The organism is Roseateles sp. P5_B10, assembly GCF_056400485.1.
In genome coordinates, this window is sequence record NZ_JBFULE010000007.1 from 1 (window position 1) to 23,726 (window position 23,726).

A 23,726-nucleotide genomic window follows, 5' to 3' on the forward strand; every position below is an offset into this window, starting at 1 on the left:
GCGCAACGTCGGCCTGGCCGCGCAGGGCTTCCTGTCGCCGTCGGCGCTCGAGGACTCGGCCGACAAACTGGCCATGGCCCAGCGCCTGCTCACGCAACTGCAGGCCGACGGCCGCGAGGAGCTGCGCACCCGCGAGCAGTCGGTGCAGGCCATGCAGCGCGCCGTCACCGACCTGGACCAGCGCCTCACCGCCATGCGCGCCGCCAGCGAGGGCCTGGCCATGCGCGCGCCGGTCGCCGGCCGCGTGACGGGCCTGACGCTGCAGGTCGGCGAGAGCGTGCGCGCCGGCACCCGCATCGCGCGCCTGGACAGCCTGGGCCGTTTCAAGCTCGACCTGCGGCTGGATGAGTTCCACCTCGGTCGCGTGCGCGAAGGCCTGGCCGGCACGCTGGTGCACGAAGGCCGCAGCCATGCGCTGCACGTCGCGCGCATCGACCCGCAGGTCAAGGATGGACGCTTCACCGTCGAGCTGGCCTTCGACGCCGAGCCGCCCGCGCTGCAGGTCGGCCAGGGTCTGGACGTGCGCCTGACGCTGGGCCAGGCGCAGGACGCGCTGCTGCTGCCCGACGGCGGCTTCTATGCCGACACCGGCGGCGCCTGGGCCTTTGTGCTCGACGCGGACGGCCGCCACGCCCAGCGCCGCCCGCTGCAACTGGGCCGGCGCGCCGATGGCGTCATCGAAGTGCTGGGCGGCCTGCAAGCCGGCGAGCAGGTCATCGTCTCCCCCTACCGCGCCCTGGCGGGCGCTTCCGCTCTCGACATCCACTGACCATGTTCAAGCTCAAGCACCTTACCAAGACCTTCCACACCGGCGACATCGAGACCACCGCGTTGKACCGCATCGACCTCGACATCGAGGCCGGTGAATACCTCGCCATCACCGGCCCTTCGGGCTGCGGCAAGTCCACGCTGCTGGGCATCCTCGGCCTGCTGGACGCGCCGAGCGGCGGCGAATACTGGTTCGACGGCCAGAACGTCGCCGGCTGGACCGAGAAGCAGCTCAACACGCTGCGCCGCGGCCGCATCGGCTTCGTGTTCCAGAGCTTCAACCTGATCGACGACCTGAGCGTGGCCGAGAACATCGCGTTGGCGCTGGAATACGGCGAACTGCCCGCGCGCGCTCGTCGCGAGCGCATCGCAGAGGTTATGGAGCGCCTGGGTATCGCCCATCGCGCCGGCCACCGGCCCAGCCAATTGAGCGGCGGCCAGCAGCAGCGTGTGGCGATCGCCCGTGCCATTGCCGCCAGGCCCGCGTTGCTGCTGGCGGACGAGCCCACCGGCAACCTCGACAGCGCCCATGGCGCGGAGGTCATGCGGCTGCTGCGCGAACTCAACGCCGAGGGCACGACGCTGGTCATGGTGACCCACTCGCTGGAGCACGCGGCGCAGGCGTCGCGCACGCTGCGGCTGCTGGATGGGCGGGTGGTGGTGGATGCGGTGTCGGCCTAAGTCGCTCCGGCGGGTTACGGCCGCCACTGACGCTGTACTTGCACGAGGCGGCATAGTCAAAGCTCGTCAACCTAGCCTGACACCATGCGCCTGCGAAGTGCCACCCTTTTCCTGGCAGCCCTGATCCTCGCCCGCCCGGCAGCGGCGGCCTGTGAGAGCCGATGGCATATGCCCACTGCACAGGCCATGACCATCGCACCCGACGGCGAATTCCGCGTCGCGCACTTCGGCAGCGGCGAGTTGCACGTCCTCAGTCGCAGCGACAAGGACAAACCGCCTGTCGAGGTGCTCTACGTGCGCACGGCCGAGGGCGGGGCCATCCTCGTCAAAGGCGTGGCTGCCGCGGAAGTCGACAACGCCGCACGGGAATCACCCTGGCTGGCGCTGGAGTCGGCGCCCGTTCTGTCGGCTCTGGCCGACGCCTTCAAAGACAGYCCCTGCGGCTCGGCAGGACGCCATGCGGCGACGGTGGCGAAGACCAGCGTGCCCGGCAGCGCTTCGTCGCGCTTCGTCGGCGCCACCATCACCGCTGTCATCGAGCGCCCGGGTGAGGTCAGCTTCGACATCCGCTTCCCCAACTCGTCGTTGCCCACCTATGCCGGTCGGCTGAGCTACCTGGAACCGGCGCCGTCCTTGCCAGAGTCGACCGTTGTCGGTGGCTTCAGCGTCGTGCGCATGGGCAGCCGGACCTTCGTCGCACCGGATGGCATGACGGCGGCGCAGCTGCGCATCCGGTTGTCGCAGGACAGGCCGTGATCTCCACCCAGTTCATCCTCCACCTCGCCCTGCAGCGCGACAAGGTGGACTCCTTCGACCGCTATCCCTTCAACCTGCCCGCCGTGCGTACGCTGGAGCGGCTGGAGATGCATCCCAAGGTCACCTTCCTCGTCGGCGAGAACGGCTCGGGCAAGTCGACGCTGCTGGAGGCGCTGGCCGTGTCGCTGGGCTTCAACGCCGAGGGCGGCAGCAAGAACTTCCGCTTCGGCACGCGGCTGTCGCATTCCGAGCTGCACGGGTACTTGCGGGTGGCCAAGGGCTACAAGCCGCCGCGCGATGGCTTCTTCCTGCGCGCCGAGAGCTTCTTCAACGTCGCGACCGAGATCGAGAACCTGGACGCGGGGCCGGGCGGTTCACCGATCATCAGCGGCTATGGCGGCAAGTCGCTGCACGAGCAGTCACACGGCGAATCCTTTCTCGCGCTGCTCAACGAGCGCTTTGGCGCCCGGGGCCTGTACCTGCTTGACGAACCCGAAGCGGCGCTGTCGCCGCAACGCCAGCTCGCCGCGCTGGCGCGCGTTCACGAACTGGTGAAGGCGAATTCCCAGTTCATCATCGCCACGCATTCGCCGCTGCTGATGGCCTATCCCGACGCCTGGATCTACCAGTGCACGCCGGACGGCGTGCGCCGCGTGGCCTACGAAGACACCGAGCACTACCGCGTCACGCGCGACTTCATGGCCGACCCGCAGCGCGTGCTGGGCGAACTGCTGGCGCGTTAAGCCCGGCGATCGTCGACAGCACTGCACATCTGCCCCGCCAACGCAGGCTTCGCGCACGCTGCGGCTGCTGGATGGCAGGGTGGTGGTGGATGCGGTGAGTGCGGTGGGTTGATATTAGAGTGCGGCCGATGCCGCACGTTGCCGACACCGCGCTGACAACCCAAGCCCGCCGTTGGCTGGCACTGCGCAGCATGGCTTTTCTGCTGTGCGCCTTCCCGCTCGTGGTCGTCGTCTACCAGGGCCTGCCGTTTCCGGTCGGTCCGCACAGGCCGATGTTGTACGGCCTGGCGACCGCGCTGTTGCTGGCCGCGCTTGCGCGTGCCCTGATGCGCCGCGAGGGCCGGTCGCTGGCCGACCTTGGCCTCACAGTGTCGGCCCGTGCCTTCAGCCACCTGGGCCTGGGACTGGTGGCGGGCCTGCTGCTTTTCGCCGCGGCGACACTTGTCATGGCGCTGTGGCTGCCCGTTGAATGGCGGATGAAGGCGGCGCTGCTGCCGGCTTCTATCGGTGGCGCCCTGCTCTTTCACCTCCTGACCAATGCCTGCGAGGAACTGGCCTGGCGCGGCTACGCCCTGGACGGCCTGCTGCGCAGCCTCGGCCATTGGCCGGCGCAAATCATCGTGGCGCTCGTCGCGGCTGTCTTTCATGTGCTGTCCGGCTGGAGCTGGCAGGTTGCGCTGGTCAGCACGACGGCCGGTTCCTTGCTGTTCGGTCTGGTTTTCATCCGCTGGCGCAGCGTGCCGGCCGCCATCGGCGTGCATGCAGGCTGGAACTGGGCGCGCGACCTGGTGATGTCGCCCGACGGCGCCGCCGCGGTACTGGACGTGCGCGGTCCGCAGGCCTGGAGCCTGGGCCAGTGGGAGGTGGCACAGGCCGTCTATGTGGGCGTCACGCTGCTGGCCTGCGTTGCGCTGCTGCGGTCGCTGAACCGCCGGCCGCCTGCCGTGCTGGCGTGGACATAGCCGCGGCATTACGCGCGACTGTGGCATGTCAAGTCGCCGATCGCCGACAGCACCGCACATCTCCCCCGTCCGCCCTAACCCCAGCAGGCCGGCGCCGTCAATCGCCGCCTTTAGGATGCCGGCCCATGCACCCCCTAATTCAAGGCCTGCTTGGCCTGATGCTGCTCGGGGCGGGTCTGGCCCGCGCCGACGCCGGCGTGGGCCCGCTGGAGGTGCAGTTCCGCAGCGTGACAGTGCCGCAGAACTCGGTGCCGGCGATCTCGCAGGACCGGGCCGGGTTCATGTGGATCGCCACGAGCAAGGGGCTGACGCGCTACGACGGCTACCGGCTGCGGCCCATCGAGCAGGCCGGTGACACGACGGCCAAGCGCAGCCTGGGCTGGGTGCGGGCACTGGCGCCAGCGGCCGACGGGCGCATGTGGATAGGCACGGAGTTCCAGGGCCTGGTGGCCTACGACCCCGAACAGGACCGCGTCGAAAGCCATGGCAGCGCCCAGGGCGGCGCGGGCCCGCAGCCGCCCATCCGCGCGCTGGCGGCGGCGCCGGACGGCGCCATCTGGGTCGGCACCCTGGGCCAGGGCCTGTACCGTTACGACCCGGCGGCCACGCGATTCGAGGCCCACGAGCTGCACTGGCGCGGCCAGGCCGAGAAGCGGGTGCTGGCCCTGCAGGTGGGCGCCGACGGGGTCGTCTGGGCCGGCCACTGGCGCGGCCTGAGCCGCTTCGCGCGCGGCGCCTGGGAGGACCTGGCCCTGCCCGGCCTGGAACAGGGCATGCCCGTGCCGGCCCTGGCCGAGGACCGTGGCGGGCGCATCTGGCTGGGCACGCAGGACGGCCACCTCGGTGTCGTCGAGCAGGGTCAGGTGCGCTGGGTGCAGGCCCTGGGCATGCCCATCAATGCGCTGGCGGAAGGCCCGGACGGGCGGCTCTGGGTGGGCGGCAAGGTCGGGCTGTTCTGGGTCAACCCGGCCAGCGGCGCCATCGAGGCCAGGCTGCGCCAAGACCCGCGCCGCGCGATGGGCCTGGCCGGCAACGACATCAGCGGCCTGCTGCGCGACCGCAGTGGCGCGATGTGGGTCAGCGGCTATGGCCTGGGCGTGCAGCGCCATCTCTCCCACCCGGCCCTGGCCGTGCGCGGCCCCGATGCCGACCTGAACAGCCCGCTGGCCGAGGCCGATGTGCGCGCGGTGCTGGCGCTGAAGAACGGCGAGGTGCTGGCACCGACGCAGACCGGCCACGTCGCCCGCCTGGACGGCCGCCCGGGCCGCGACCTGGCGACGCTGGGCGAATGGCCGCGCGAGCGGCGCAGCGTCGTCGAGCTCATGGCCGAGGCGGGCGACGGCAGCCTGTGGATGGCCGCGGCCGGCCGCCTGGAGCACCGCGCCGCCGATGGCCGCCTGTTGCGCGACTGGGCGCTGGACGGCGGCCGTGCCCAACAGCTGCTGCTGCGCGCCGACGGCAGCATCTGGCTGGGCATGCAGGAGGGCCTGTACCGCCTCGCCGGCGATGGCGCCGCAGCGCTGGAGCGGGTGCATCCGCTGAGCGGGCCGCTGCACGGTGGCGTCTATGTGTTGAGCGCCGCGCCGGACGGGCGCCTCTGGGTGGGCGGCCAGCAGGGCCTGTTCCGCGAGAGAACCGCTGGCCAGGGCGGCCTGGAGGTGGTGCCACAGGCACCCGCCGAGTCCCTGGCCAGCCCCATCGTCATGAGCCTGCTGTGGGGGCGCGACGGGCGGCTGTGGGTGGACACGCCGGTCAGCGGCCTGCATCGCCTCAAGGGCTGGGACGGCGAGGGCCGCGCGCGCTTCGAGCGCATCAGCGAGCGCCATGGCGTGGAGGGCGTATTCGGCGGCAATCTGCACGAGGACGCGCAGGGCCGTATCTGGAGCCAGCTCTATGTCTACGACCCGGCGGCCGACCGCCTGGACAGCTTCGGCAGCGCCGAGGGCGCCAACTTTGGCAGCTTCTGGTTCTTTGCCAGCACCGAGCTGCCCGGCGGCGGCCTGCTGTTCGGCGGCAGTCGAGGCCTGCTGCGCGTGCTGCCTGACGCCTACCGCGCGCAGCGCACCAGCCCGCCGCTGGTCGTCAGCGGCCTGCGTGTCAACGGCCAGCCCTGGGAGCAGCCCCGCAATCTTCTGGACGGCCTGAAACTGCCGCCCGGCAAGCGCAGCCTGTCCATCGAGTTCGCGGCGCTGGACTATGCCGACCCGTCTCGGCTGCGCTACGAATACCGTCTGGAAGGCCTGGACAGCGACTGGACGCGCGTCGACGCCAGCGGCCGCAACCCCAGCTTCGGGCCGCTGCGGCCCGGCCACTACACGCTGCAGGTGCGTGCCACGGCCCACCACAGCCTGTGGGGCACCGAGCAGCTGCAGCTGCCCATCACGCTGGAGCCGGCCTGGTGGGAGACCACGTCGGCCCGCATCGGCGGCGGGCTGCTGGCCCTGCTCGCCATCTGGGCCTGGATGCGCTGGCGCACGCGGCTGCTGCGCCGCCGTGAGGTCGAACTCAAGGCCCTGGTGGACGAGCGCACGGCCGAGCTGCGCGAGCTGAGCCTGACCGATGCACTGACGGGCCTGCGCAACCGCCGCTACCTCGAGCTGCGCCTGGACGACGACCTGCGCCTGTGCCTGCGCCGCTTCGAGACCCCCGGAATTGAAGGAGCGGGCGAAGGTCCCGGCCCGGATGCCGACCTGCTGCTGATGCTGCTGGACCTGGATCATTTCAAGCGCGTCAACGACGTGCATGGCCACGCGGCCGGCGACGCGGTGCTCGTGCAAGTGGCCGAGCGGCTGCGCCAGGTTTTTCGCGAGACCGACTCCCTGGTGCGCTGGGGCGGCGAGGAGATCCTGGTGCTGGCCCGCGAGACCGAGCGGCGCGATGCCGCCGAGCTGGCCGCGCGCGTCTGCGCCGCGGTGCGCGACCAGCCCTTCGAGATCGGCCTGGGTGAGACCGTGCACGTGACGGTGTCCGTCGGCTTTTGCGCCTTCCCACTGGACCCGCGCCACCCGCGGCTGTGGGACTGGCGCGCCTGCCTGGCCCTGGCCGATTCGGCGCTGTACGCCACCAAGGCCCAGGGTCGCGACGGCTATATGGGCGCCATCCGCGCCAATGGCCTGTCGCCGCGCGAGGCGCCCGACGGCCTGGCCGCCTGGCGCGGTGAGAAGCGGCTGCAGGTCGCACGCAGCGCCGCGGTCGACGACGCCGTCAGCCCAGCCTGAACAGGGTTTTCAGCGCCGCCGGCAGCTCGGCGCGCCAGGCCGCCTCGTTGTGGCCCGCCTCGGCGGCGATGTGCAGGCTCAACTGCTCGGGCGGCATTTGGCGCGCCAGCTGCTTGTGCATCTGGCGCGTCTGCCCCGCCATGCTGCCGCCTTCCCGGCCGCCACAGTAGAGGTGGATGCGCGTGTCGGCTGGCAGCCGGGCCGCAGCGGTCGCTTCGAAGAGCTGGGGCGCCGCCCAATAGGACGGGCTGAACAGGCCGTAGCGGCCGAACACCTCGCCATGGCTCAGCAGGGCCGCATGGCTGACGAGGCCGCCCAGCGAGCTACCAATCAGGGCCGTGTGCTCGCTTCGGGGAAGCGTGCGCCAGCCGTTGTCGATGAAGGGCTTGACCGTGTTGACGATGAAGTCGAGATAGGCCGGGCCCTCGGCCTTGCCGAGTTCCTTGTGGTCGTAGGGCGCCATCTCGCTGTTGCGCTTTTCGGCGCCGTTGTCGATACCGACGACGAGGGCCTCGAAGCCGGTCTCCTTGGCGAGGATCTCCATCGTTTCGTCCACGCCCCATTCGCCGGCGAAGCCGGTGGCCGCGTCGAACAGGTTCTGACCGTCGTGCATGTAGATGACCGGGTAGCGACGCTCGGGCTGGCTGTCGTAGCTGGTCGGCAGGCACAGCCGCAGCGTGCGGCTGCGGGCGAGCCCCGGCATGGCCAGCGGCTCGGGCAGCACCTGCACGCTGGGCAAGGCCGTCGAAGGGGCGGCCCATGCCGGCAGACAGCTCATTAGGGGCAGGGTCAGCAGCAGGCGGCGTTGCATGGTGGGTGTTGGACACTCAAGGCATGAAGACCCCGCACGCTATCCGAACCGCCCTCGCCCTGCTGCTCGTCACGTCCTCGGCGGTGGCCGCCGGGCTCGACGCCCAGGAGCAGCAGATCGTCGCCAACGTGAAGCGCCACACACCCGACGCGCTGAAGCTGCTGGAGCGCAGCGTCCTCATCAACAGCGGCACGCTGAACCCGACCGGCGTGCGCGAAGTGGGCGCCGTCTACGCCAAGGCCTTCGAGGCCATCGGCTTCAAGGCGCACTGGGTCGACATGCCAGCCGAGATGAAGCGCGCCGGCCATCTGGTGGCCGAGCGCAGTGGCGGCAAGGGCAAGCGCGTGCTGCTGATCGGCCACCTGGACACCGTCTTCGAGAAGGACAGCCCGGTGCCGCCCTGGCAGAGCGACGGCAGCAAGGTGCGCGGCCAGGGCGTGTCCGACATGAAGGGCGGCGACGTCATCATCCTGCTCGCGCTGCGGGCGCTGAACGACGCCGGCGCGCTGGATGGCCGCACCGTGCGGGCCGTCTTCACCGGCGACGAGGAGCGTGTCGGCAGCCCCGCCGAGGTGGCGCGGGCCGCCTTGATCGATGCGGCCAAACAGAGCGACGTTGCGCTGGCCTTCGAGGGCGCGACCAAGGACGAGCAGGGCCGCGACGCCGCCACCATCGGCCGGCGTGCCTCGGGCGGCTGGCATCTCAACGTCACGGCACGCACCGGCCATTCGGCAGGCGTGTTCGGCAAGGATGGCTACGGCGCCGTCTATGAGGCGGCGCGTGTGCTGAACGCCTTCCGCGAGCAGCTCATCGAGCCCGACCTGACCTTCAATGCCGCGACGATCGTGGCCGGCACCAGCGCCAAATGGGATGACAGTGAAAGCCAGGGCCAGGCCTTCGGCAAGACCAATGTCATCCCGCGCGACGCCCAGGTGCGCGGCGACCTGCGCTACCTGACCGCCGAGCAGGGTGCGAAGGCGCGTGAGCGCATGCAGGCCATCGTCGACCAGGCCCTGCCCGGCACGCGCTCGAAGATCAGCTTCCACGAAAGCTACCCGCCGATGGCGCCCACGCCGGGCAATCTGAAGGTGCTGGAGGCCTATTCCCAAGCCAGCGCTGACGCCGGCCTGAATGCCATCGTGCCCTTCCCGCCCGGCCTGCGCGGCGCGGGCGACGTCCAATTCGTCGCGCCGCTGGTCGACAGCCTGGATGGCCTCGGTGCCGCGGGTGGCGGCGCTCACACGCCGGACGAGTGGCTGGAGATCGCGTCCATCGAGCGTGGTGCCATCCGTGCGGCCTTGCTGATCTATCGACTGACTCGATAGGGCATCGACTCAGGCAAAACCCCCGCCAGACAGGGCGGCTGGCGGCGCCAAACTCCCCCCATCGCATGGAAGGGAGACAAGCGTGTCGCAGAACACAAACGGGCCATTCCAACTGACGCGGCGCCGCGTCATTGGCAGCGGCGCAGCCGCAGTGACGCTGCTGGTGCATGAGCTGGCCCTGGCCTTCAAGCCACCAGCCCTGAAGAACCCCGGCGCCCTGCCGCAGCCGGAAGGCACGCCCGTCCAACCGCATGCGCCACCGGGTGCGCCCGACTGGTCCGGCGGCCCAGGCAAGGCGCGCTTTCGCATCGACGGCCTGGCCAAGGTGACGGGTCAGAAGATCTACGCCCGCGACTTCCGCGCCGTCGACATGCCCGGCTGGCCGCAGACCGAGCGCATGGCGATGATCCTGCGCGCGACCGATCCCGGCCTCGCCTTCGCGGGCCTGGACCTGTCCCGCCTCGACGCCGCCGATGCGCGGCCGCTCCTGACCATCACGCAGACGCCTCTGCCCGGCTACACCGGGCCGCAGCGCGACCTGGCCTCCCTGAACCTTCAACTGCCCTTCTCCAGCGCGGGTGCCGATGGCGTCTACCAGCTGCTGGTGCCGATCGGTACGGCGCCGCAGTTCTACGGCCAACCCGTGGCCATCCTGATCTTTGCCGACGGCAACACCTACCGCCGCGCCAAGCGCGCGCTGCAGTTCCAGCCCGGTGTCGTGCAGACCGGCGGCTTGGCCGCGCCTCCCACCCAGCCCTGGGTCATGGCCTACAGCCCGGTCAACTACCTGACGCGTTATGAGGCGGCGGGCATCGAGCCGTTCTCGCAGGTGCAGGTGGGCTATGCGTCCGACCCCTACCAGCCCGACTCCAAGACCCAGCCCTACAACAGCACCGCCCGCCGGCTGCGCGGCCGCATCAACGCCGCGCTGCAGGCGCCCAGCCCCGCCGTGCTGCAGCTCGGCGGCAGCTACAGCACCCAGGTGCTGGACCCGATGTTCATGGAGCCCGAAGCGGGCCTGGCCTGGCTGGACCGCTCCGGCACCGGCACGCTCAACCTCGTGCTCGGCACCCAGGCCACCAACGGCGACTCGGGCGACAGCCTGGCGCTGTTCAGCAAGGACTGCCCCGTCAAGGTCGCGACCGTGGTGCTGAACTCCTGCTATCCCGGCGGCGGCTTCGGCGGGCGCGACGTGTCGACCTTCCCGCCGCTGCTGGCCGTCACGGCGGCCCTGGCCGACGGCCCGGTGCGCATCGCCCAGGACCGCTACGAGCAGTTCCAGGGCGGCCTCAAGCAGCTGGCCAGCCACATCACCCAGCGCATCGCGGTGGACGCGAAGACCGGCAAGTTCCTCGCCTTCGGCAGCCAGCAGGTGCTGCCCTCTGGTGGGCAAAACAACTACAGCCAGTTCGTCGCCATGCTGGCGGCGTATTGCGGCCTCAGCGGCTACGACATCCGCCAAGCCTATGTCGATGCCATCGCCCAGCCCAGCACGGGCGTCGTCGCCGGCTCCATGCGCGGCTTCGGCGGGCCGCAGGCCAGCTTCGCGGTGGAGACGCTGGTCGACGAGGTGGCCGTGGCGCTCAAGCGCGACCCGATCGCGCTGCGCGAGCTCAACGCGCTGCGTGAAGGCGACCGCACCATCACCGGCGCGCCGTTGACCCAGGCGACGACGCTGCGCGAGATCTGCCGCCGCTCGCGCGAGCATGCGCTGTGGCGCGACCGCGAAGCGGTGAAGGCCCGCAAGGCGCGCGAGGGCATCCGCTACGGCGTCGGCTTTGCGCTGGCCAACCAGGCCTATGGCACGGGCAAGGATGGCGTCATGGCCGAGGTGGCCATGGACGGCATCGGGCGCCTGACCGTGCGCACCAACTGYGTCGACATGGGCAATGGCTCGGCGACAACGCTGGCGATCAGTACGGCCGCCTGGCTGGGCCACAACGCCCACGACATCGTCATGGGCGATGTCGGCAGCTTCAATGCGCTGGACGTCAGCACCTATCCGGGCGGCGACTGGAGCAAGCCCAATTGGACGGCGGGATTTGCGATGTCCAGCAGCGCCTGCCTGACGGCCTTCCACCAGGTGCATGTGACCGAGCAGGCCAGCCAGGTGCTCTTCCAGGCCGGTCTGCTGCCGGCGGCGGCGGCGCTCTGGGGCGTGCCGCTGGCGCAGCTGCAGGGCAAGACGAAGTGGGACAAGGGTCATCTCACCGCGCCGGGCCTGGCGCCCTTGGCGCTGCGTGCGCTGGCCACCAAAGTCCACCAAATGGGCCTGACCTCGGCTGCCATGGTGCATGGGCTCTACGAAGGGTCCTGGGTGGTCGGCACCTACGCCGTGCCGGCCGGGCCGCCGCTGCAGCTGCCCATCGACGGCTTGTCGCTGCGCGCCGCGGGCCAGGCGAGCTGGACGCCGGTGCTGCGCCAGAACGTCATCCCGCCCAAGCCCGAGGCCGCGCTTTACGGTCGCAGCCTGTATGCGCCGTCGGGCGTGCTGGTGGCCGTCGAGATCGGGCCCAAGAGTTTTGCGCCGCGTGTCGTCGACGTGCAGCTGCTGGTGGATGCCGGCAAGGTGCTGCAACCCGACCTGCTCTTGGGCCAGGCCCAGGGCGGCATCGCGATGGGCATTGGCTATGCGTTGCTGGAAGACCTGCCGCTGGAGGCGGGCGGCGCGGGCGACGGGCGCTGGAACCTGGACCGCTATCACGTGGCATTGAGCGCCGACGTGCCGCTCGCGCGCATGAGCATCACGCCGCTGCCAACCACCGAGACGACGGCCAAGGGCATTGCGGAGGCGGTGCTCTGCCCCATTGCGCCGGCGATCGGGAATGCGATCGCCCATGCGACAGGGAAGCGGTTTCGGTCGTTGCCGATTACTGGCGCTGACATTGAGAGGGCTTTGTCATGAGCGGCTTTGTGGCAAGGCCCAGCGGGGATTTCGCCCCCGCGGGCGACCTACTTTTTGCGCCGCCAAAAAGTAGGCAAAAAGCTCTCCCCTGCGAAACCGCCCCTGTCGGGGTCCCCTGCGATGCTCGAAGCCCGGGGCCGCGCCCAACTCACTTCGCTACGCTCCGTTCAAACAAAGGGGCGCGAAGTCAGAAGTTGATGCGAGCTGCGCTCGCGCCCCGGGCTCCTGTGCTTCTCGGCGGTTTAGAAGGGGAGGCTCCYGAACAGCCRACAGCCAARCCCGRARGCCGTTCGCAACGAGGYATTTCTMTTKCCCCCTCTGAGCCYGCCGAGGAACGSARGRCCTTGAGGCCGCGYGCGCAGCRCGCYTCAAGAACTGACTCCGCGCAACTGTTTGACCGCAGCGTAGCGAAGGGAGTTTTGCGCGGGGCCTCAAGGSCTGAGTACCGCAGGGGACCCGAAGCGCAGCGAAGGGCGGGCGGATCGGGGGTCGTTTCTTTGCCTACTTTCTTGTCGACACAAGAAAGTAGGTCGCCCGCCGGGGCGAACTCCCGGCTGGGCCTCGCCATCAACCAACACCAACGAGAGGCCTCCCAATGACCGACCTCGTCCCCGTCCAATTCCACGTCAACGGCCGCCCCATCAAGACCGAGGTGCCCACCGACCTGCCCCTTGTCGACTTCCTGCGCGAAGAGCTCGGCTTGTCCGGCACGCGCCTGTGCTGTGGCATCGGCGTCTGCAAGGCCTGCACCGTAGCCGCGCGGCGTGCGCCATCGAGCCAGGCCCAGCCCATGCTGGCCTGCTCGACGCCGGTGGCCCTGCTGCAAGGCCAGAGCATCACGACGGTGGAGGGCACCGRCAGCATGGAAAAACCCAGCGCTGTGCAGCAAGCCTTCCTCGACCACTTCGCCTTCCAGTGCGGCTACTGCACGCCGGGCTTTGTCATGGCGACCGAGATGCTGCTCGGGCGGCTGCGCGCGCAGCCCATCCGCCGCGAGCAACTGGACGCGGCGATTGAAGACGCCGTCGGCCAGCACATTTGCCGCTGCACCGGCTACGCCCGCTACCACCAGGCCATACGCACCGTCGTGCTGGCGGAGAAAGGGCTGGTGGTCGCATGAGAGCCCTGTTGCTACTGCTGCTGGCCGGTGCCGCCCAGGCCGAGACCTTGTACGAATACGGCCGCCAATGCGCCGAGCAGATCAGCGAGATCCCTGCTTTCAACTGCATGGCGGGCGAGGAGATCCCCATCACCGTCGACGGCAAGCCCGTGCCATCGCAACCCGCGCCACCGCGCTGCGACAGGCCGTCGCTGCTGCCCCAGCACGATGTCGGCAGCCAGGGCCAGTGCGTGCCCGGCAGCCGCGCCCTGGTGCTGCGCGACGACAAGACCGCGCAGATCAGTGCCGTCTGCCGCAAGCAAGTCGCGCGGCCCGTCGGCAGCCCGCTGTTCGACGAGATCAACGTCATCTCGCACAGCCTCAAGGACGGCAAGACCTGCTGGTTCACCGCCAAGGCCAAGGCGCCACTGACTGAGGGCGCGGGCATTGATGGCCGCGCCGTGCCGTCGCCCAGCACCCTGAAGCGGCCTGCGGTGCCGGCCGACAAGGTCTGGCTGTCACCCTACGAGGTGGCCTTCAAGCAGCCCGCCTGCATCGGCTGCCACGACAGCGGCCCCTTCATGTACAGCCCCTACATCGCCCAGACGACCATGTTGCCCGGCGATCCCTTTGGCTTTTACCAACCCAAGGCCATCGGCGAGGACTTCAAGCGCGCCTGGGCGAAGTTGAATGCCTTCGGCATCACGACGCGGGGCAACACCTGCACGGCCTGCCATCGCATGGGCAACATGAACTCCTGCCAGGTGGCGATGAAGCAGTCCACCGGCAATGCACCTCAGGAGGGTGGCGACGAGTGGTCCAAGAAGTTCCCGCAATCACACTGGATGAGCCCGGGCAACCTGCACAGCAAGGCGCAGTGGGACGAGCAGTTCAGCGAGAGCCTGAAGAAGCTGGCGGCCTGCTGCGACAACCCGCAGGGGGCGGGCTGTAGGGTGGTGGAGTACGGGCCGAAGGGAGCGCTGCCCAAGCGTTGAGGCAGCCGCGTCAGCCGCGCACAAACCGCATCAACCGCCCGCGGTAGTCCGGCCTCCCCGCTTCCGCCCCTAACAGCACCTCACTGAACTCAAACCCCAGCCCCGCCATCCGCTTGCCAAACGCCGCGCGGTTGCCGCGGTTGGGGTCCACGATCAACAGCTCGCACTGCGGCAGCGCGTGCTTCTCGATGAAGGCCGCCAGCGCGCCGCCGTCGTCGCGTTCGTAGAGCACGTCGCTGCCGATGATGAGATCGAAGCGTCCTTGCACACGCGGTGCGCCTCCCTCGGCGGCGACCGCGTCCTCGCTCCAGTCGCCATGGCAGTAGCGCATGGGCGTGAGCTCGTTCAGGCGCAGGTTCTCGAGCAGGAAGGCGCCGGCCAGCGGGTGGATGTCGCTGGCCGTGACCTCGGCGCCGCGGCGGTGGCACACCAGGCTGGCCAGGGCCAGACCGCAGCCGATCTCCAGGATGCGTTCGCCCTCTAGCAGGGGCCGGATCGCCATCGCGGCGGCCAGATGCAGCCCGGAGGGCCAGACCTGGCCGAACAACGGCCATTGCGCGGGCGAGATGCCCAGGGCCTCGGCCGCACCCGCCGGGTCGGCGAACTGGTCGTTGTCCAGCAGCGAGCGGATCTGCAGATCCGCCGCGCCATCGATGGCGAGCGCCTGGACTTTGATTTCATAGCCGGGCATGAGAGCCCCCAGGTGACCTGCGTGTCAGAGCGCAATGCGACACGGGGAGGTCAGCGCCGCTGTTCGTTCACAGCGGCCGGGCGACAGGCCGGCGGGGCAAGACGGTAGCGGCCGCGCGGAGCGCGCGGCCGTTGAGCCAGTGTAGGGTCAGCTCATCAGGCTGTAAGGCCCGCCGCGTTCCAGGGCCTTCTTGTAGGCCGGCCGCGCGTGGATGCGGGCCAGGAAGTCCTTCAGCTTGGGGTAGCTGTCCATCGTGCCCCGTGCTGCCGCGGCTTCGACAGGAAAGCTCATCTGCATGTCGGCCGCGCTGAACTCGGCGCCGGCAAACCAGGGCCGGGACGCCAGCTCGCCCTCCAGGAACTTCAGCTGCGCGTCGATATTGGGCTGCACGAAGCTGTTCAGCACCTTGTCGRCAATGCCCTTGGCGATGGGTTTCACAAAGAAGGGCATGGGCGCGCGCTTGACCTTGTTGAACACCAGCTTCATGACCAGAGGCGGCATCGCCGAGCCCTCGGCGAAATGCATGAAGTAGCGGTAGTGCAGCAGGTCCTGCTCGCCCGTGGGCTTGAGCCGGCCCTGGCCGTAGCGGTCCACCAGGTACTCCAGGATGGCGCCGCTCTCCGCCACCGTCAGCCCGCCGTCGGTGATGACGGGGCTTTTGCCCAGCGGGTGCACCTGGCGCAGCTCGGGCGGCGCCAGGCCGGTCTTGGCATCGCGCTGGTAGTGCTTGATCTCGTAGGGCAGGCCCAGTTCTTCGAGCAGCCACAGCACGCGCTGCGAACGGGAGTTGTTGAGGTGGTGGACGGTGATCATGTGCCGCAGTGTAGGCAGGCACCCAACCGACGCTACACCGGCACTTCAGCGGCAAGGCGGCGCAAGGCGTCCAGCTGCCAGTCGAACTCGGGCTGGAAGGACTCGCGCTGCTGCACGGCGCCATAGCCGCCCTCGCCATAGACCGTGGCATAGGCCGCGTATTCGGCTGCGCGCAGCGCCCGCCCCGCGAGGGCATTGGCGACCGCATAGGAGGCCGACACGGCCGCATGGCCCACGCCGTCGAGCGAGCGCGAGCCCGGGTGGTGGTTGGCCAGCCGCGCCGCTTCGGCAGCCGCCGCATCCACCTCTGCCCGTGTAGCCCCCCTGCTCGCAAAGCGGGCCAGCACGTCGAGGCAGTCGACGACGGCGGCGTCTTCCAGCAGATGCCGCACCCGCTGCACGCACGCGAGGCCGAAGCGAAGCCGCAGCCCCTCCTGCGCCGGGGCGTCCAAGGCGAGTTCGCGGGCCAGATGGTCAAGGGCGTCGTTCATGGCGACCCAGTTTAGGCAGACGGGATTGCACCGCAAGGCCGCGGCCGGCTACGCTGCGGCGCGGCACGCCGTGCCGAAGGAGGGTCGCATGGCTCAATGGCCGACACTGGAAATCGCCAAGCTCATCGTCGGCGTGTTGACGCCGCTGTCGGTGGCCCTGCTGGGCTGGCTGTTCAGTCGCCAGCTCAAGCGCCTGGACCTCAGCAACTGGACCAACCAGAAGCTCATCGAGAAGCGCCTGGCCATCTACGACGACATCGCGCCCAAGCTGAACCAGCTGCTTTGCTTCTTCACCTGGGTGGGCTMCTGGAAGACCATCTCGCCGGCTGATGCCATCCATGCCAAGCGCGACCTGGACAAGACGCTCAACATCTACCGGCATGTGTTCGAAGCCGAGGTCTACGAGGCCTACCAGGACTACATCCACGTCCTGTTCGAGACCTACACGAGCGCGGGCCACGATGCCAAGCTGCGCGCGCTGGTGCGCAGTCCCGATGGCGACCGCCGCACCGACAGCGGCTATGCCTGGAGCGAGGCCTGGAATGCCTGCTTCTCGGAGCCCGAGAACGCCGTGGACAAGCGTGAGGTGCGCGACAAGTACAAGGCGTTGATGGCGGCCCTGACACGCTCGCTGGGCGTTGGCACGGCCCAGCACGCGCGGGCATGAGCCCGGTCAGGCCTGGGCTGGCGCCTCGTCCGGCGCCAGCAAGCGGCCAAACACCAGCTTGACGATGAGCAGCCCCACCCCGGCCGCGGCCACCAGTACCGCATGCAGGCCCCAGAACTGTGAGCCCGGCATGGTCTCAAGCAGCCCGGCCAGCCAGCCGACGAAGGTGTTGCCGAAGAACAGGTGCAGGTAGTAGATGCCGATCATGACCCCCTGCAGGCCGCGCGGCGCGGCGCGTGAATACAAGGCCAGGCCCACTGGCATGATGTTGGCGAAGCCGATGTCGTTGACCAGGGTGTAGGCGAAGGTCCACAGGATGCTGATCTTGCCGCCGCCGGCTTCGATGGCGAAAGCCGGGATCAGCAGCAGCAGCGGCGCGCCAGCCGCGACGAAGGAGCCCAGCGCCATCTTGGTGACCTCGTCGGGTTCGCGTCGCCGCGTGGCCCACCAGCGCCAGAAGGCGATCGAACCCAGCATCGTGATGAAGCTCACCGTGGCGTCCACGGCCTGCAGCCAGGTCACCGGCACCTGGAAACTGCCGACCATCATGTCCATGTGCTGCTGCGACCACAGCGGGTAGGCGTTGTTGAACTGCTGGTTGCCGACGATGGACAGCATCAGCAGCGGCAGGATGCCGACGAGCAGGGCGACCTGCACGACGCCACGGCGGCCCAATGGCGGACGCACCTCAGCCTTGGCTGCGCTGCGCTGCGGTTCGGGCGGCAGCCAGCGGCGGCCCGCCAGATAGACGAACAGACCGATCAACATGCCCACGCCGGCCGAGCCGAACCCCCAGTGCCAGCCCACCTTCTCGCCGAGGGTGCCACAGACGATGGGGGCGGCGATGACGGCGATCTGAATCGCCAGCATGAAGATCTGGAAGGCGCTGGCGCGGCGCTTGTCGCCCGGCGCATAGAGGTCGCCCACCTGGGCCGCGATATTGCCCTTGAAGCAGCCCACGCCCAGCAGCAGGCAGCCCAGGGCCGGCAGCAGCGCGGCCTCGATGGCCATCAGGAAGTGGCCGGTGGCCATCAGCAGCGCGCCGATGACGACGGTCTTGGTGCGGCCCAGCAGCCGGTCGGCGATCAGCCCGCCGAAGATGGGCAGCAGGTAGACCAGGCCCACATAGAGGCCGAACACGGCAGACGCCAGCTGCTGCGGCGAGCGCGGACCGGTGACGTTCTCTATTGCCGAGCGCAGCGCATCCATGCCGGCCACATGGCCGATGTGGGCCGGCAGGAAGAGGTAGTTGCTCAGATAGAGCACCAGCAGCGCCTGCATGCCGTAGTAGCTGAAACGCTCCCACAGCTCGCAGAAGGACAGCCAGCCCAGGCCGGCGGGGTGGCCCAGGAAGGATCGGTCATGGCGGGCGCGTGCGTCGCTTGTGGCGTCGGCGGCCGCGGTCAGGGTGGCGGAGGTCAAGGGGGTGTCCCGGAAACTTGCGGAAAGCCGAGACTGTCCATGCCGGGTGACCGTCTGGCAATGGGAATGGCCCGGGCATGACGGGCGTCATGGGGGCGGCCCGTCGTTTTCGTTGCTTACGATGGGGCGCATTCATCCAGGGAGAGGCGTCGGCATGGAAAGCTTTGTCACCGAGGAGCGTTTCGAGCGCAGCGTGGCTCGGGCGGCTTGGAAAACGCCCCAGCAACTGGCCTCGCTGCGGGCCTGGCGAGTCCAGCCGACCGACGAAAAGCCGTTGAAGTTCTTCTTCCACACCAACACGCAGGCCAAGGCCGACGCGCTGGCGGCGGTGCTGAAGGCGCGCGGCTATGAGCCGCAGGCGCGCAAGACGGGCGCTTTCGTGGACTGGACCGCCGCTTCGCTGGAGGTGGCGTCGTGGGTGGTCACCGGCCACACCCCGCCGCTGCTGATGACGGAAGACGCCCTGCTCGCATGGACGAAGGAGATGTGCCAGCTCGGCCCACAGCATGACTGCGAGTTCGAGGGATGGTTCGGCGAGACGCCGGACTTTCTCGAAAAGAGCGATGACCACTGGCTGCAAGGGCGCCCTGATGGCAAGCTGGATCTGGACATCTACCGCTGGAGCGCCGCCTCGGAGGCCGCACTGGCGGAGAACGACGTCTACTGGGTCAGCCCTGGTGCCGGCGTGGGTTCGCTGGGGGCGCTGCAACCCTACGCCCACAAGATCCGCGGTCTCAGGAGCCCGTCGGAAGAGCTGAGCCTGGAGAGCATAGATCTGCTGCCGGCACTGGAGCAGATCTACCTGCACAAGGCGCCGCAAGCCCATGGCGACTACCGCAAGCTGCCCAGGCTGCGCGGCTTTCGCTGCCTGGATGCGGAGAAGCTCGATCCCCGAGGGCTGAACAACCCCAGCCTGCGCCGCGTGGAGCTGAGGCGGCCCCGCAAGCTCAAGTCCTTGAATGCACTCGACGGCTGGAGCGGCCTGGAATCGCTCATCCTTGCCGGCGCGCCGCTGACCTCGCTGGAAGGCCTGGCGCGGTTCTCGGCGCTGCGTGAACTGCGCCTGGCGCATTGCCTGAGCCTCACGGACATCAGCGAGCTGGCTCAGACCCCGGGCATCGAAATGCTGGAGATCTACAAGACCTCCAAGGTGCAGAGCTTCGAGCCCATCGCGGGGGTGAACCGGCTGCGCTGGGTCTTCGTCTGCAGCCGCGGCGGGACGCTGGCCAGCTACGAGACCTTGAGTCACTGGCCGGAGCTGCAGAACGCCGGCGTGTTGCTGCACATGGGCCAGGTCGACTTCGCATCGCTCGCCCGGCATCCTTCGGCAGCGGAGCTGCTGCTGTACACCCAGCCAGGATTCCAGCTGCCCAGCGAGGATGAGCTGCGCCGCGCACTGCAGGCCCAGGGCAGGCAGGTTCGCAGCGTGTTCCTGCGGCCGAAGGACGAGTGCCCGTCCATCCACGTCACCTTTGAATCGCCCTACTGGCGCTCGCCCGCGGCGCACGAGGGGCACGCGCGCGTGTTCGTGGAGTGAAGCGTATGAACACCCCTCCTCGCGTCCTCGTCACCGGCGGCAGCGGCTACATCGCCGGCGTGCTGATCCGCCAGCTGTTGGCCAACGGTTGGCAGGTGCACACCACCGTGCGCGACCTCAGGCGCGAGCCGGCGCTGCGCCAGTTGCTGGGCGCAGATGACGGAGACGCGAGCGAACAGCTGCGCTGCTTTGCCGCCGACCTGATGGCCGACGCCGGTTGGGCCGAGGCGGCCGCTGGTTGCAGCCACATGGCCCACCTCGCGTCGCCGCTGCCGGTGGGCGTGCCGCGCGACGCCAACGAGCTGATCGTGCCCGCCCGCGACGGCGCCCTGCGCGCGCTGAAGGCCGCGCGCGATGCCGGCGTGCAGCGCGTCGTCATGACCTCATCCGTCGCGGCCATCTCCTATGGGCATGGCCCGGGCGAGCACCATTTCACCGAGGACGACTGGACGCGGCTGGAGACGCCCGGCATCCCGCCCTACATCCAGTCCAAGACCATCGCCGAGCGCGCCGCGCGCGACTGGGTGGCGCGCGAGGGCGGCGGGCTGGAGTTCTGCACGGTCAATCCGTCAGTCGTGCTCGGCCCGGTGGCGAGTGCCGACTACTCGGCCAGCGTCGTCATCGTCAAGAGCCTGCTGCAGGGCAAGGTGCCGGCCCTGCCCAACATCGGCTTCGGCATCGTCGACGTGCGTGACGTGGCCGAGCTGCACTGGCGCGCGCTGACCGCGCCGGGCATGGCCGACGAGCGCTTCATCGCCTGCGGCGGTTTTCTCTGGCTGCGCGAAATCGCGGCCATCCTGAGGGCCGAGCTTGGCGAGCAGGCCCAGCGCGTGCCGACACTGCAGATGCCGGACTGGGCGGTGCGCCTGCTGGCCAAGGTCAGCCCGGCGGTGCGGGCGGCGGCGAGTGAGCTGGGCACGGCGCGGCATCAGGATGCGACGCATGCGCGGGAGGCGCTGGGTTGGGTTCCCAGGCCGCCGCGTGAGGCGATCGTGGCGACCGCTCGCGATCTGATCGCACTGTGCATGTGACGCGGCGTTGAGCCGATCTGGCTGACCTGCCGGAGAACTCACAGAGACGGCGACTGCCTGCTGGCGTGCCAGAACGCGAGGATCACCACCTTGTCCGGCAGCGCCTGGTAGTAGACGTGATAGCGGATGCGGGCGAGGAAGAGCCGTCGCAGGTCCGGGTGGCGTGGCGACGCAGAGCGCGCGCCCAATTCGGGTTGCAAGGCCAGCAAGCGGAGTGCGTCCTCGAAATCGTTCGCCACGGCGTCAGGTGCAGCCTGCCGGTTCTCGCGCCACCACGATGCGGCCCGCTCCAACTGGGTGGCGGCCCTGCGGGTCACCACCACGGCGACGCGGCCACTCACGATGCCATGCGAAGTCGTTGCAGCAGCACGTCGGCCGGCATCGTTTCGTCGCGCTCCAACTCGCCGAGTGACGCTTGCAGCTCGGCTTCGAGTTCAGGAGGCACAAGGAAGGTCTCGTTCCTGTCGCGTGTCAGGATTGTGACGACCGTGCCCTCGGGCAGCGGGTCTCCTTCGACGACGATCTTGCCGCCAACGACGGTGCCAGTGGTGAGCTGCATGGGCGCCATGGTACGCCTCACCTTCCCCGGCGCTGCCACAACGGCTTCTTCCCTTTCAGGTGCCGCTCGATGCCGTCATTGAGCCGGCTGCGCAGATCGATGACCGCCTCGACATGCCCGAACACCTCGGGAAAGCGCAGGTCCAGCCACAGCCACAGCGTGCACTGGCGCAGCGCCTGCTCCATGCGGTCCAGGCGGCTGTGCTCGTCGACGTCGTCCAGGAACCAGGGCGTGCCGGCCTTGCCGGTGCGCGCGTGGCTGGCGGCCCAGGCCTGGAACTGCTCGACGACCTGGGGCAGGCGGTCGTCCACCGGTGCCTGCGCGTAACGAAAACGCTCCTGCAGCGACAGCGCCGCCGCGTTGCGGTCCAGCATCTCGGCCAGGCCTAGCATCTGCTCCAGCTCGGCCACTTCGAAGTGGGCGTCGTCCAGGCGCAGCTGCTGCATGAAGACGGTCAGCACCTGGTGCAGGCTGTTCACGCCCAGGCGCGCCGAGATGGTCTGCACATGGCGCCAGTTGGGCGCCACCGGGCATTTGAAGTCGCGCGGCGCGCGCGGCTCCTTGGGCAGCAGCTCGCGCAGCGTCTTCATCGCGTCGGCCTCGGCCTCCTTCAGCACGCTGACGAAGCCCTCGTCGTGCATGCCGTAGCGGCCGGCGCGGCCGGCGATCTGGTGCACCTCGCTGACCGTCAGCGCGCGGTCGCCGACGCCGTCGTACTTCTCCAGCGTCGAGAACAGCACGCGGCGGATGGGCAGGTTCAGGCCCATGCCGATGGCGTCGGTCGCGACCAGCACCTGGCTGGCGCCGACGGCAAAGCGCTCGGCCTCGCGGCGGCGCACCTCGGGTGGCAGCGCGCCGTAGATGACGCTGACAACGTGGCCGTTCTGCGCGATCTGGTCGCGCAGCATCAGCACGTCGCGGCGGCTGAAGGCCACCACCGCGTCGCCCGCATGCAGATGCGTCATCGGCACGGGCGCGGGCATCAGCTGCACATGCTGCTTGCGCTCGAAGACGCGGCGCTCGGGCTTCTCGCCGCACAGCTGCAGCAGCCGCTCGATGGCCGGCGCGGCATAGGCCGAGGCAATGATGATCAGCTCGCGTGCCGGTACGCCGACGATGGCCTGCGTCCAGGCCCAGCCGCGCGAGTCGTCGAAGATCATCTGCGCTTCGTCGATGACCGCCACGTCGATGGTGTCGCGCGTGTTGACCATCTCGATGGTGCTGCTCACCACGCGCGCGTCGTTGGCCGGCACGTTCTCTTCGCCGGTCAGCAGCGAGCAGGGCACGCCGCGGCCCACCAGCCGGTCGCGGCCCTCCAACGCCAGCAGGCGCAGCGGTGCCAGGTAGGCGCCGTCCAGCGCCTGCGCCAGCCGCTCGAAGGCGGCATAGGTCTTGCCGCTGTTCGGCGGGCCCAGATACAGCGTGACCTTGCGGCCCAGCTTGCGCGCCGCGTCGAAGCTGTCCGGGTAGCCCTGGAAGGCCAGTTCGCGGCCGAGGCTGGCCAGCGTGTCCTGCTCCTCGACCGTCTGCTCCCAGCGGTCCTGGGCGCGGTTCAGTGCGGCCTTCAGGTCCTCGTAGGGCATGGGCACGCCGCACTCGGCCTGCAGCCGCGGCAACAACGACGCGAGCTGGCTGGCATGGCCCATGGCCTCGCTGCGGGCGATGAGGTGGTTCAGGTGCAGGATCAGCTCGGCCGTGTAGGAGTACTCGGGCGCCTGGCCCAGGTTGTGGCGCAGCGCGGCCGTGTCGCCATCACGGAAAAAGGCCCAGACGGGCTCCTCGGGCACCGGCACGCGGTGCGACAGGTCGATGCGCCAACCCTCGTGCGCGAGCGTGATCGGGTGCACGCACAGCCGCGTGAACACCAGGCCTTCGCGGCGCAGCCCCAGGCTTTCGAGCTGGTGCAGGCGCTGCTGCAGCTGTGGGCGCAGCGTGTTGGTCTGCGGCGTGGCTTCGAGCTGGGCCAGCGCGACGGGGATGTGCGTCGGCAGGATCCAGCGGCTCGGCCGGCCGCCGCCAGCGGCCCGGGAGATCTGGATGCAGCCGAGGCGGTCCAGGGCCTCGTCGCTGCCATCGTCGAGGTCAGCCGGCACGAGCACCTGGGGCAACGCGTGCGCTGCCTGGCGGATGCGGGCCCAGTCTTCAGGCGCGAGGCCCGCGGGGAAGCGGGCGGCGTGGCTGGGTTGCGGGAGGGGAAAGGCGGGTGCGGGCGGCTTGGCCGGCTTGGGCGAGGAGACTTCGGAATTCACGGC

The 23,726-nt window shown here is 69.5% G+C and carries 21 protein-coding genes; 13 read left to right on the forward strand and 8 right to left on the reverse strand.

The window, feature by feature from the left end; genetic code table 11:
* The 6 genes from AC1DU6_RS01285 to AC1DU6_RS01310 all read left to right on the forward strand — a co-directional run.
* Nucleotides 1–769, forward strand: a 769-nt coding sequence (locus tag AC1DU6_RS01285) for an efflux RND transporter periplasmic adaptor subunit (RefSeq protein ID WP_477855907.1), incomplete at its 5' end; no start/stop codon positions are given.
* A gap of 2 nt (nucleotides 770–771) precedes the next feature.
* The gene (locus AC1DU6_RS01290) at nucleotides 772–1,449 is read left to right on the forward strand and encodes an ABC transporter ATP-binding protein (protein ID WP_477855908.1); all 678 of its coding nucleotides are present in this window, start codon (nucleotides 772–774) and stop codon (nucleotides 1,447–1,449) included.
* A 186-nt stretch (nucleotides 1,450–1,635) separates the two neighbouring features.
* Entirely contained in the window at nucleotides 1,636–2,205 is a 570-nt protein-coding gene (locus tag AC1DU6_RS01295; protein WP_457319777.1) for a hypothetical protein, read from the forward strand.
* Entirely contained in the window at nucleotides 2,202–2,948 is a 747-nt protein-coding gene (locus AC1DU6_RS01300) for an AAA family ATPase (protein ID WP_457319779.1), read from the forward strand. Before AC1DU6_RS01295 ends, AC1DU6_RS01300 begins: the two co-directional genes overlap by 4 nt.
* A 128-nt stretch (nucleotides 2,949–3,076) precedes the next feature.
* Nucleotides 3,077–3,910 (forward strand): CPBP family intramembrane glutamic endopeptidase, encoded by an 834-nt coding sequence (locus tag AC1DU6_RS01305; protein WP_457319781.1) that lies wholly within the window; start codon nucleotides 3,077–3,079, stop codon nucleotides 3,908–3,910.
* A 125-nt stretch (nucleotides 3,911–4,035) separates the two neighbouring features.
* A complete protein-coding gene (locus AC1DU6_RS01310) occupies nucleotides 4,036–7,128 on the forward strand; it encodes a ligand-binding sensor domain-containing diguanylate cyclase (RefSeq protein ID WP_477855909.1) in 3,093 nt (1,030 codons plus the stop codon).
* Here the strand turns inward: AC1DU6_RS01310 and AC1DU6_RS01315 are convergent.
* Nucleotides 7,115–7,939: an alpha/beta hydrolase gene (locus tag AC1DU6_RS01315; RefSeq protein ID WP_457319785.1), complete on the reverse strand. Its 825-nt coding sequence runs from the start codon at nucleotides 7,937–7,939 to the stop codon at nucleotides 7,115–7,117. The two genes, AC1DU6_RS01310 and AC1DU6_RS01315, sit on opposite strands and share 14 nt — an antisense overlap.
* Before the next feature lie 23 nt (nucleotides 7,940–7,962).
* Between AC1DU6_RS01315 and AC1DU6_RS01320 the strand changes: the two genes are divergently transcribed.
* The 4 genes from AC1DU6_RS01320 (at nucleotide 7,963) to AC1DU6_RS01335 (ending at nucleotide 14,263) form a co-directional block, all read left to right on the forward strand.
* Complete coding sequence (locus AC1DU6_RS01320) at nucleotides 7,963–9,264, forward strand: M20/M25/M40 family metallo-hydrolase (protein WP_457319787.1); 1,302 nt, start codon at nucleotides 7,963–7,965, stop codon at nucleotides 9,262–9,264.
* An 82-nt stretch (nucleotides 9,265–9,346) separates the two neighbouring features.
* Complete coding sequence (locus AC1DU6_RS01325) at nucleotides 9,347–12,169, forward strand: xanthine dehydrogenase family protein molybdopterin-binding subunit (RefSeq protein WP_457319789.1); 2,823 nt, start codon at nucleotides 9,347–9,349, stop codon at nucleotides 12,167–12,169.
* A gap of 595 nt (nucleotides 12,170–12,764) precedes the next feature.
* Nucleotides 12,765–13,289, forward strand: coding sequence for a (2Fe-2S)-binding protein (locus AC1DU6_RS01330; RefSeq protein ID WP_477855910.1), 525 nt, complete (start codon nucleotides 12,765–12,767; stop codon nucleotides 13,287–13,289).
* A complete protein-coding gene (locus AC1DU6_RS01335) occupies nucleotides 13,286–14,263 on the forward strand; it encodes a hypothetical protein (RefSeq protein WP_457319793.1) in 978 nt (325 codons plus the stop codon). The genes AC1DU6_RS01330 and AC1DU6_RS01335 overlap by 4 nt, the downstream gene beginning before the upstream one ends.
* Nucleotides 14,264–14,273: 10 nt before the next feature.
* Here AC1DU6_RS01335 and AC1DU6_RS01340 read toward each other — a convergent pair whose 3' ends face one another.
* The 3 genes from AC1DU6_RS01340 to AC1DU6_RS01350 all read right to left on the reverse strand — a co-directional run bounded on the left by AC1DU6_RS01340 (nucleotide 14,274) and on the right by AC1DU6_RS01350 (nucleotide 16,258).
* Nucleotides 14,274–14,954, reverse strand: a complete 681-nt coding sequence (locus AC1DU6_RS01340) for a class I SAM-dependent methyltransferase (protein WP_477855911.1) — start codon at nucleotides 14,952–14,954, stop codon at nucleotides 14,274–14,276.
* Between the two features lie 147 nt (nucleotides 14,955–15,101).
* Nucleotides 15,102–15,767: a glutathione S-transferase family protein gene (locus tag AC1DU6_RS01345; RefSeq protein WP_477855912.1), complete on the reverse strand. Its 666-nt coding sequence runs from the start codon at nucleotides 15,765–15,767 to the stop codon at nucleotides 15,102–15,104.
* Nucleotides 15,768–15,799: 32 nt separating this feature from the next.
* A complete protein-coding gene (locus tag AC1DU6_RS01350; protein ID WP_457319799.1) occupies nucleotides 15,800–16,258 on the reverse strand; it encodes a hypothetical protein in 459 nt (152 codons plus the stop codon).
* 88 nt (nucleotides 16,259–16,346) lie between these two features.
* Between AC1DU6_RS01350 and AC1DU6_RS01355 the strand changes: the two genes are divergently transcribed.
* Nucleotides 16,347–16,925 carry a hypothetical protein gene (locus AC1DU6_RS01355; RefSeq protein ID WP_477855913.1) on the forward strand — a complete coding sequence of 193 codons (579 nt, stop codon included), beginning with the start codon at nucleotides 16,347–16,349 and terminating at the stop codon, nucleotides 16,923–16,925.
* Nucleotides 16,926–16,931: 6 nt separating this feature from the next.
* On the opposite strand, the gene AC1DU6_RS01360 is transcribed toward AC1DU6_RS01355, so the two are convergent.
* Nucleotides 16,932–18,347 (reverse strand): peptide MFS transporter, encoded by a 1,416-nt coding sequence (locus AC1DU6_RS01360; RefSeq protein WP_056191091.1) that lies wholly within the window; start codon nucleotides 18,345–18,347, stop codon nucleotides 16,932–16,934.
* Between the two features lie 154 nt (nucleotides 18,348–18,501).
* Between AC1DU6_RS01360 and AC1DU6_RS01365 the strand changes: the two genes are divergently transcribed.
* Together AC1DU6_RS01365 and AC1DU6_RS01370 are read left to right on the forward strand one after the other, a co-directional pair.
* The gene (locus tag AC1DU6_RS01365) at nucleotides 18,502–19,884 is read left to right on the forward strand and encodes a ribonuclease E inhibitor RraB (RefSeq protein ID WP_457319803.1); all 1,383 of its coding nucleotides are present in this window, start codon (nucleotides 18,502–18,504) and stop codon (nucleotides 19,882–19,884) included.
* A 5-nt stretch (nucleotides 19,885–19,889) separates the two neighbouring features.
* A complete protein-coding gene (locus AC1DU6_RS01370; RefSeq protein ID WP_457319805.1) occupies nucleotides 19,890–20,915 on the forward strand; it encodes an NAD-dependent epimerase/dehydratase family protein in 1,026 nt (341 codons plus the stop codon).
* Nucleotides 20,916–20,953: 38 nt separating this feature from the next.
* Here AC1DU6_RS01370 and AC1DU6_RS01375 read toward each other — a convergent pair whose 3' ends face one another.
* From AC1DU6_RS01375 to AC1DU6_RS01385, 3 genes are read right to left on the reverse strand one after another with little or no spacing between them, the layout of a single operon-like run.
* Complete coding sequence (locus AC1DU6_RS01375) at nucleotides 20,954–21,256, reverse strand: type II toxin-antitoxin system RelE/ParE family toxin (protein ID WP_457319807.1); 303 nt, start codon at nucleotides 21,254–21,256, stop codon at nucleotides 20,954–20,956.
* Nucleotides 21,253–21,474 carry a hypothetical protein gene (locus tag AC1DU6_RS01380; protein WP_457319809.1) on the reverse strand — a complete coding sequence of 74 codons (222 nt, stop codon included), beginning with the start codon at nucleotides 21,472–21,474 and terminating at the stop codon, nucleotides 21,253–21,255. The genes AC1DU6_RS01375 and AC1DU6_RS01380 overlap by 4 nt, the downstream gene beginning before the upstream one ends.
* A gap of 17 nt (nucleotides 21,475–21,491) precedes the next feature.
* A complete protein-coding gene (locus AC1DU6_RS01385; protein ID WP_477855914.1) occupies nucleotides 21,492–23,723 on the reverse strand; it encodes a helicase-related protein in 2,232 nt (743 codons plus the stop codon).
* Nucleotides 23,724–23,726: the final 3 nt, after the last annotated feature.

What these genes read in the sequence shown, in the direction of transcription:
- AC1DU6_RS01305 (WP_457319781.1), top strand. Translation starts at nt 3,077, where the DNA reads ATGCCGCACGTTGCCGACACCGCGCTGACAACCCAAGCCCGCCGTTGG.
- AC1DU6_RS01310 (WP_477855909.1), top strand. Translation starts at nt 4,036, where the DNA reads ATGCACCCCCTAATTCAAGGCCTGCTTGGCCTGATGCTGCTCGGGGCG.
- AC1DU6_RS01315 (WP_457319785.1), bottom strand. Translation starts at nt 7,939, where the DNA reads ATGCAACGCCGCCTGCTGCTGACCCTGCCCCTAATGAGCTGTCTGCCG.
- AC1DU6_RS01320 (WP_457319787.1), top strand. Translation starts at nt 7,963, where the DNA reads ATGAAGACCCCGCACGCTATCCGAACCGCCCTCGCCCTGCTGCTCGTC.
- AC1DU6_RS01335 (WP_457319793.1), top strand. Translation starts at nt 13,286, where the DNA reads ATGAGAGCCCTGTTGCTACTGCTGCTGGCCGGTGCCGCCCAGGCCGAG.
- AC1DU6_RS01340 (WP_477855911.1), bottom strand. Translation starts at nt 14,954, where the DNA reads ATGCCCGGCTATGAAATCAAAGTCCAGGCGCTCGCCATCGATGGCGCG.
- AC1DU6_RS01350 (WP_457319799.1), bottom strand. Translation starts at nt 16,258, where the DNA reads ATGAACGACGCCCTTGACCATCTGGCCCGCGAACTCGCCTTGGACGCC.
- AC1DU6_RS01365 (WP_457319803.1), top strand. Translation starts at nt 18,502, where the DNA reads ATGGAAAGCTTTGTCACCGAGGAGCGTTTCGAGCGCAGCGTGGCTCGG.
- AC1DU6_RS01370 (WP_457319805.1), top strand. Translation starts at nt 19,890, where the DNA reads ATGAACACCCCTCCTCGCGTCCTCGTCACCGGCGGCAGCGGCTACATC.
- AC1DU6_RS01380 (WP_457319809.1), bottom strand. Translation starts at nt 21,474, where the DNA reads ATGCAGCTCACCACTGGCACCGTCGTTGGCGGCAAGATCGTCGTCGAA.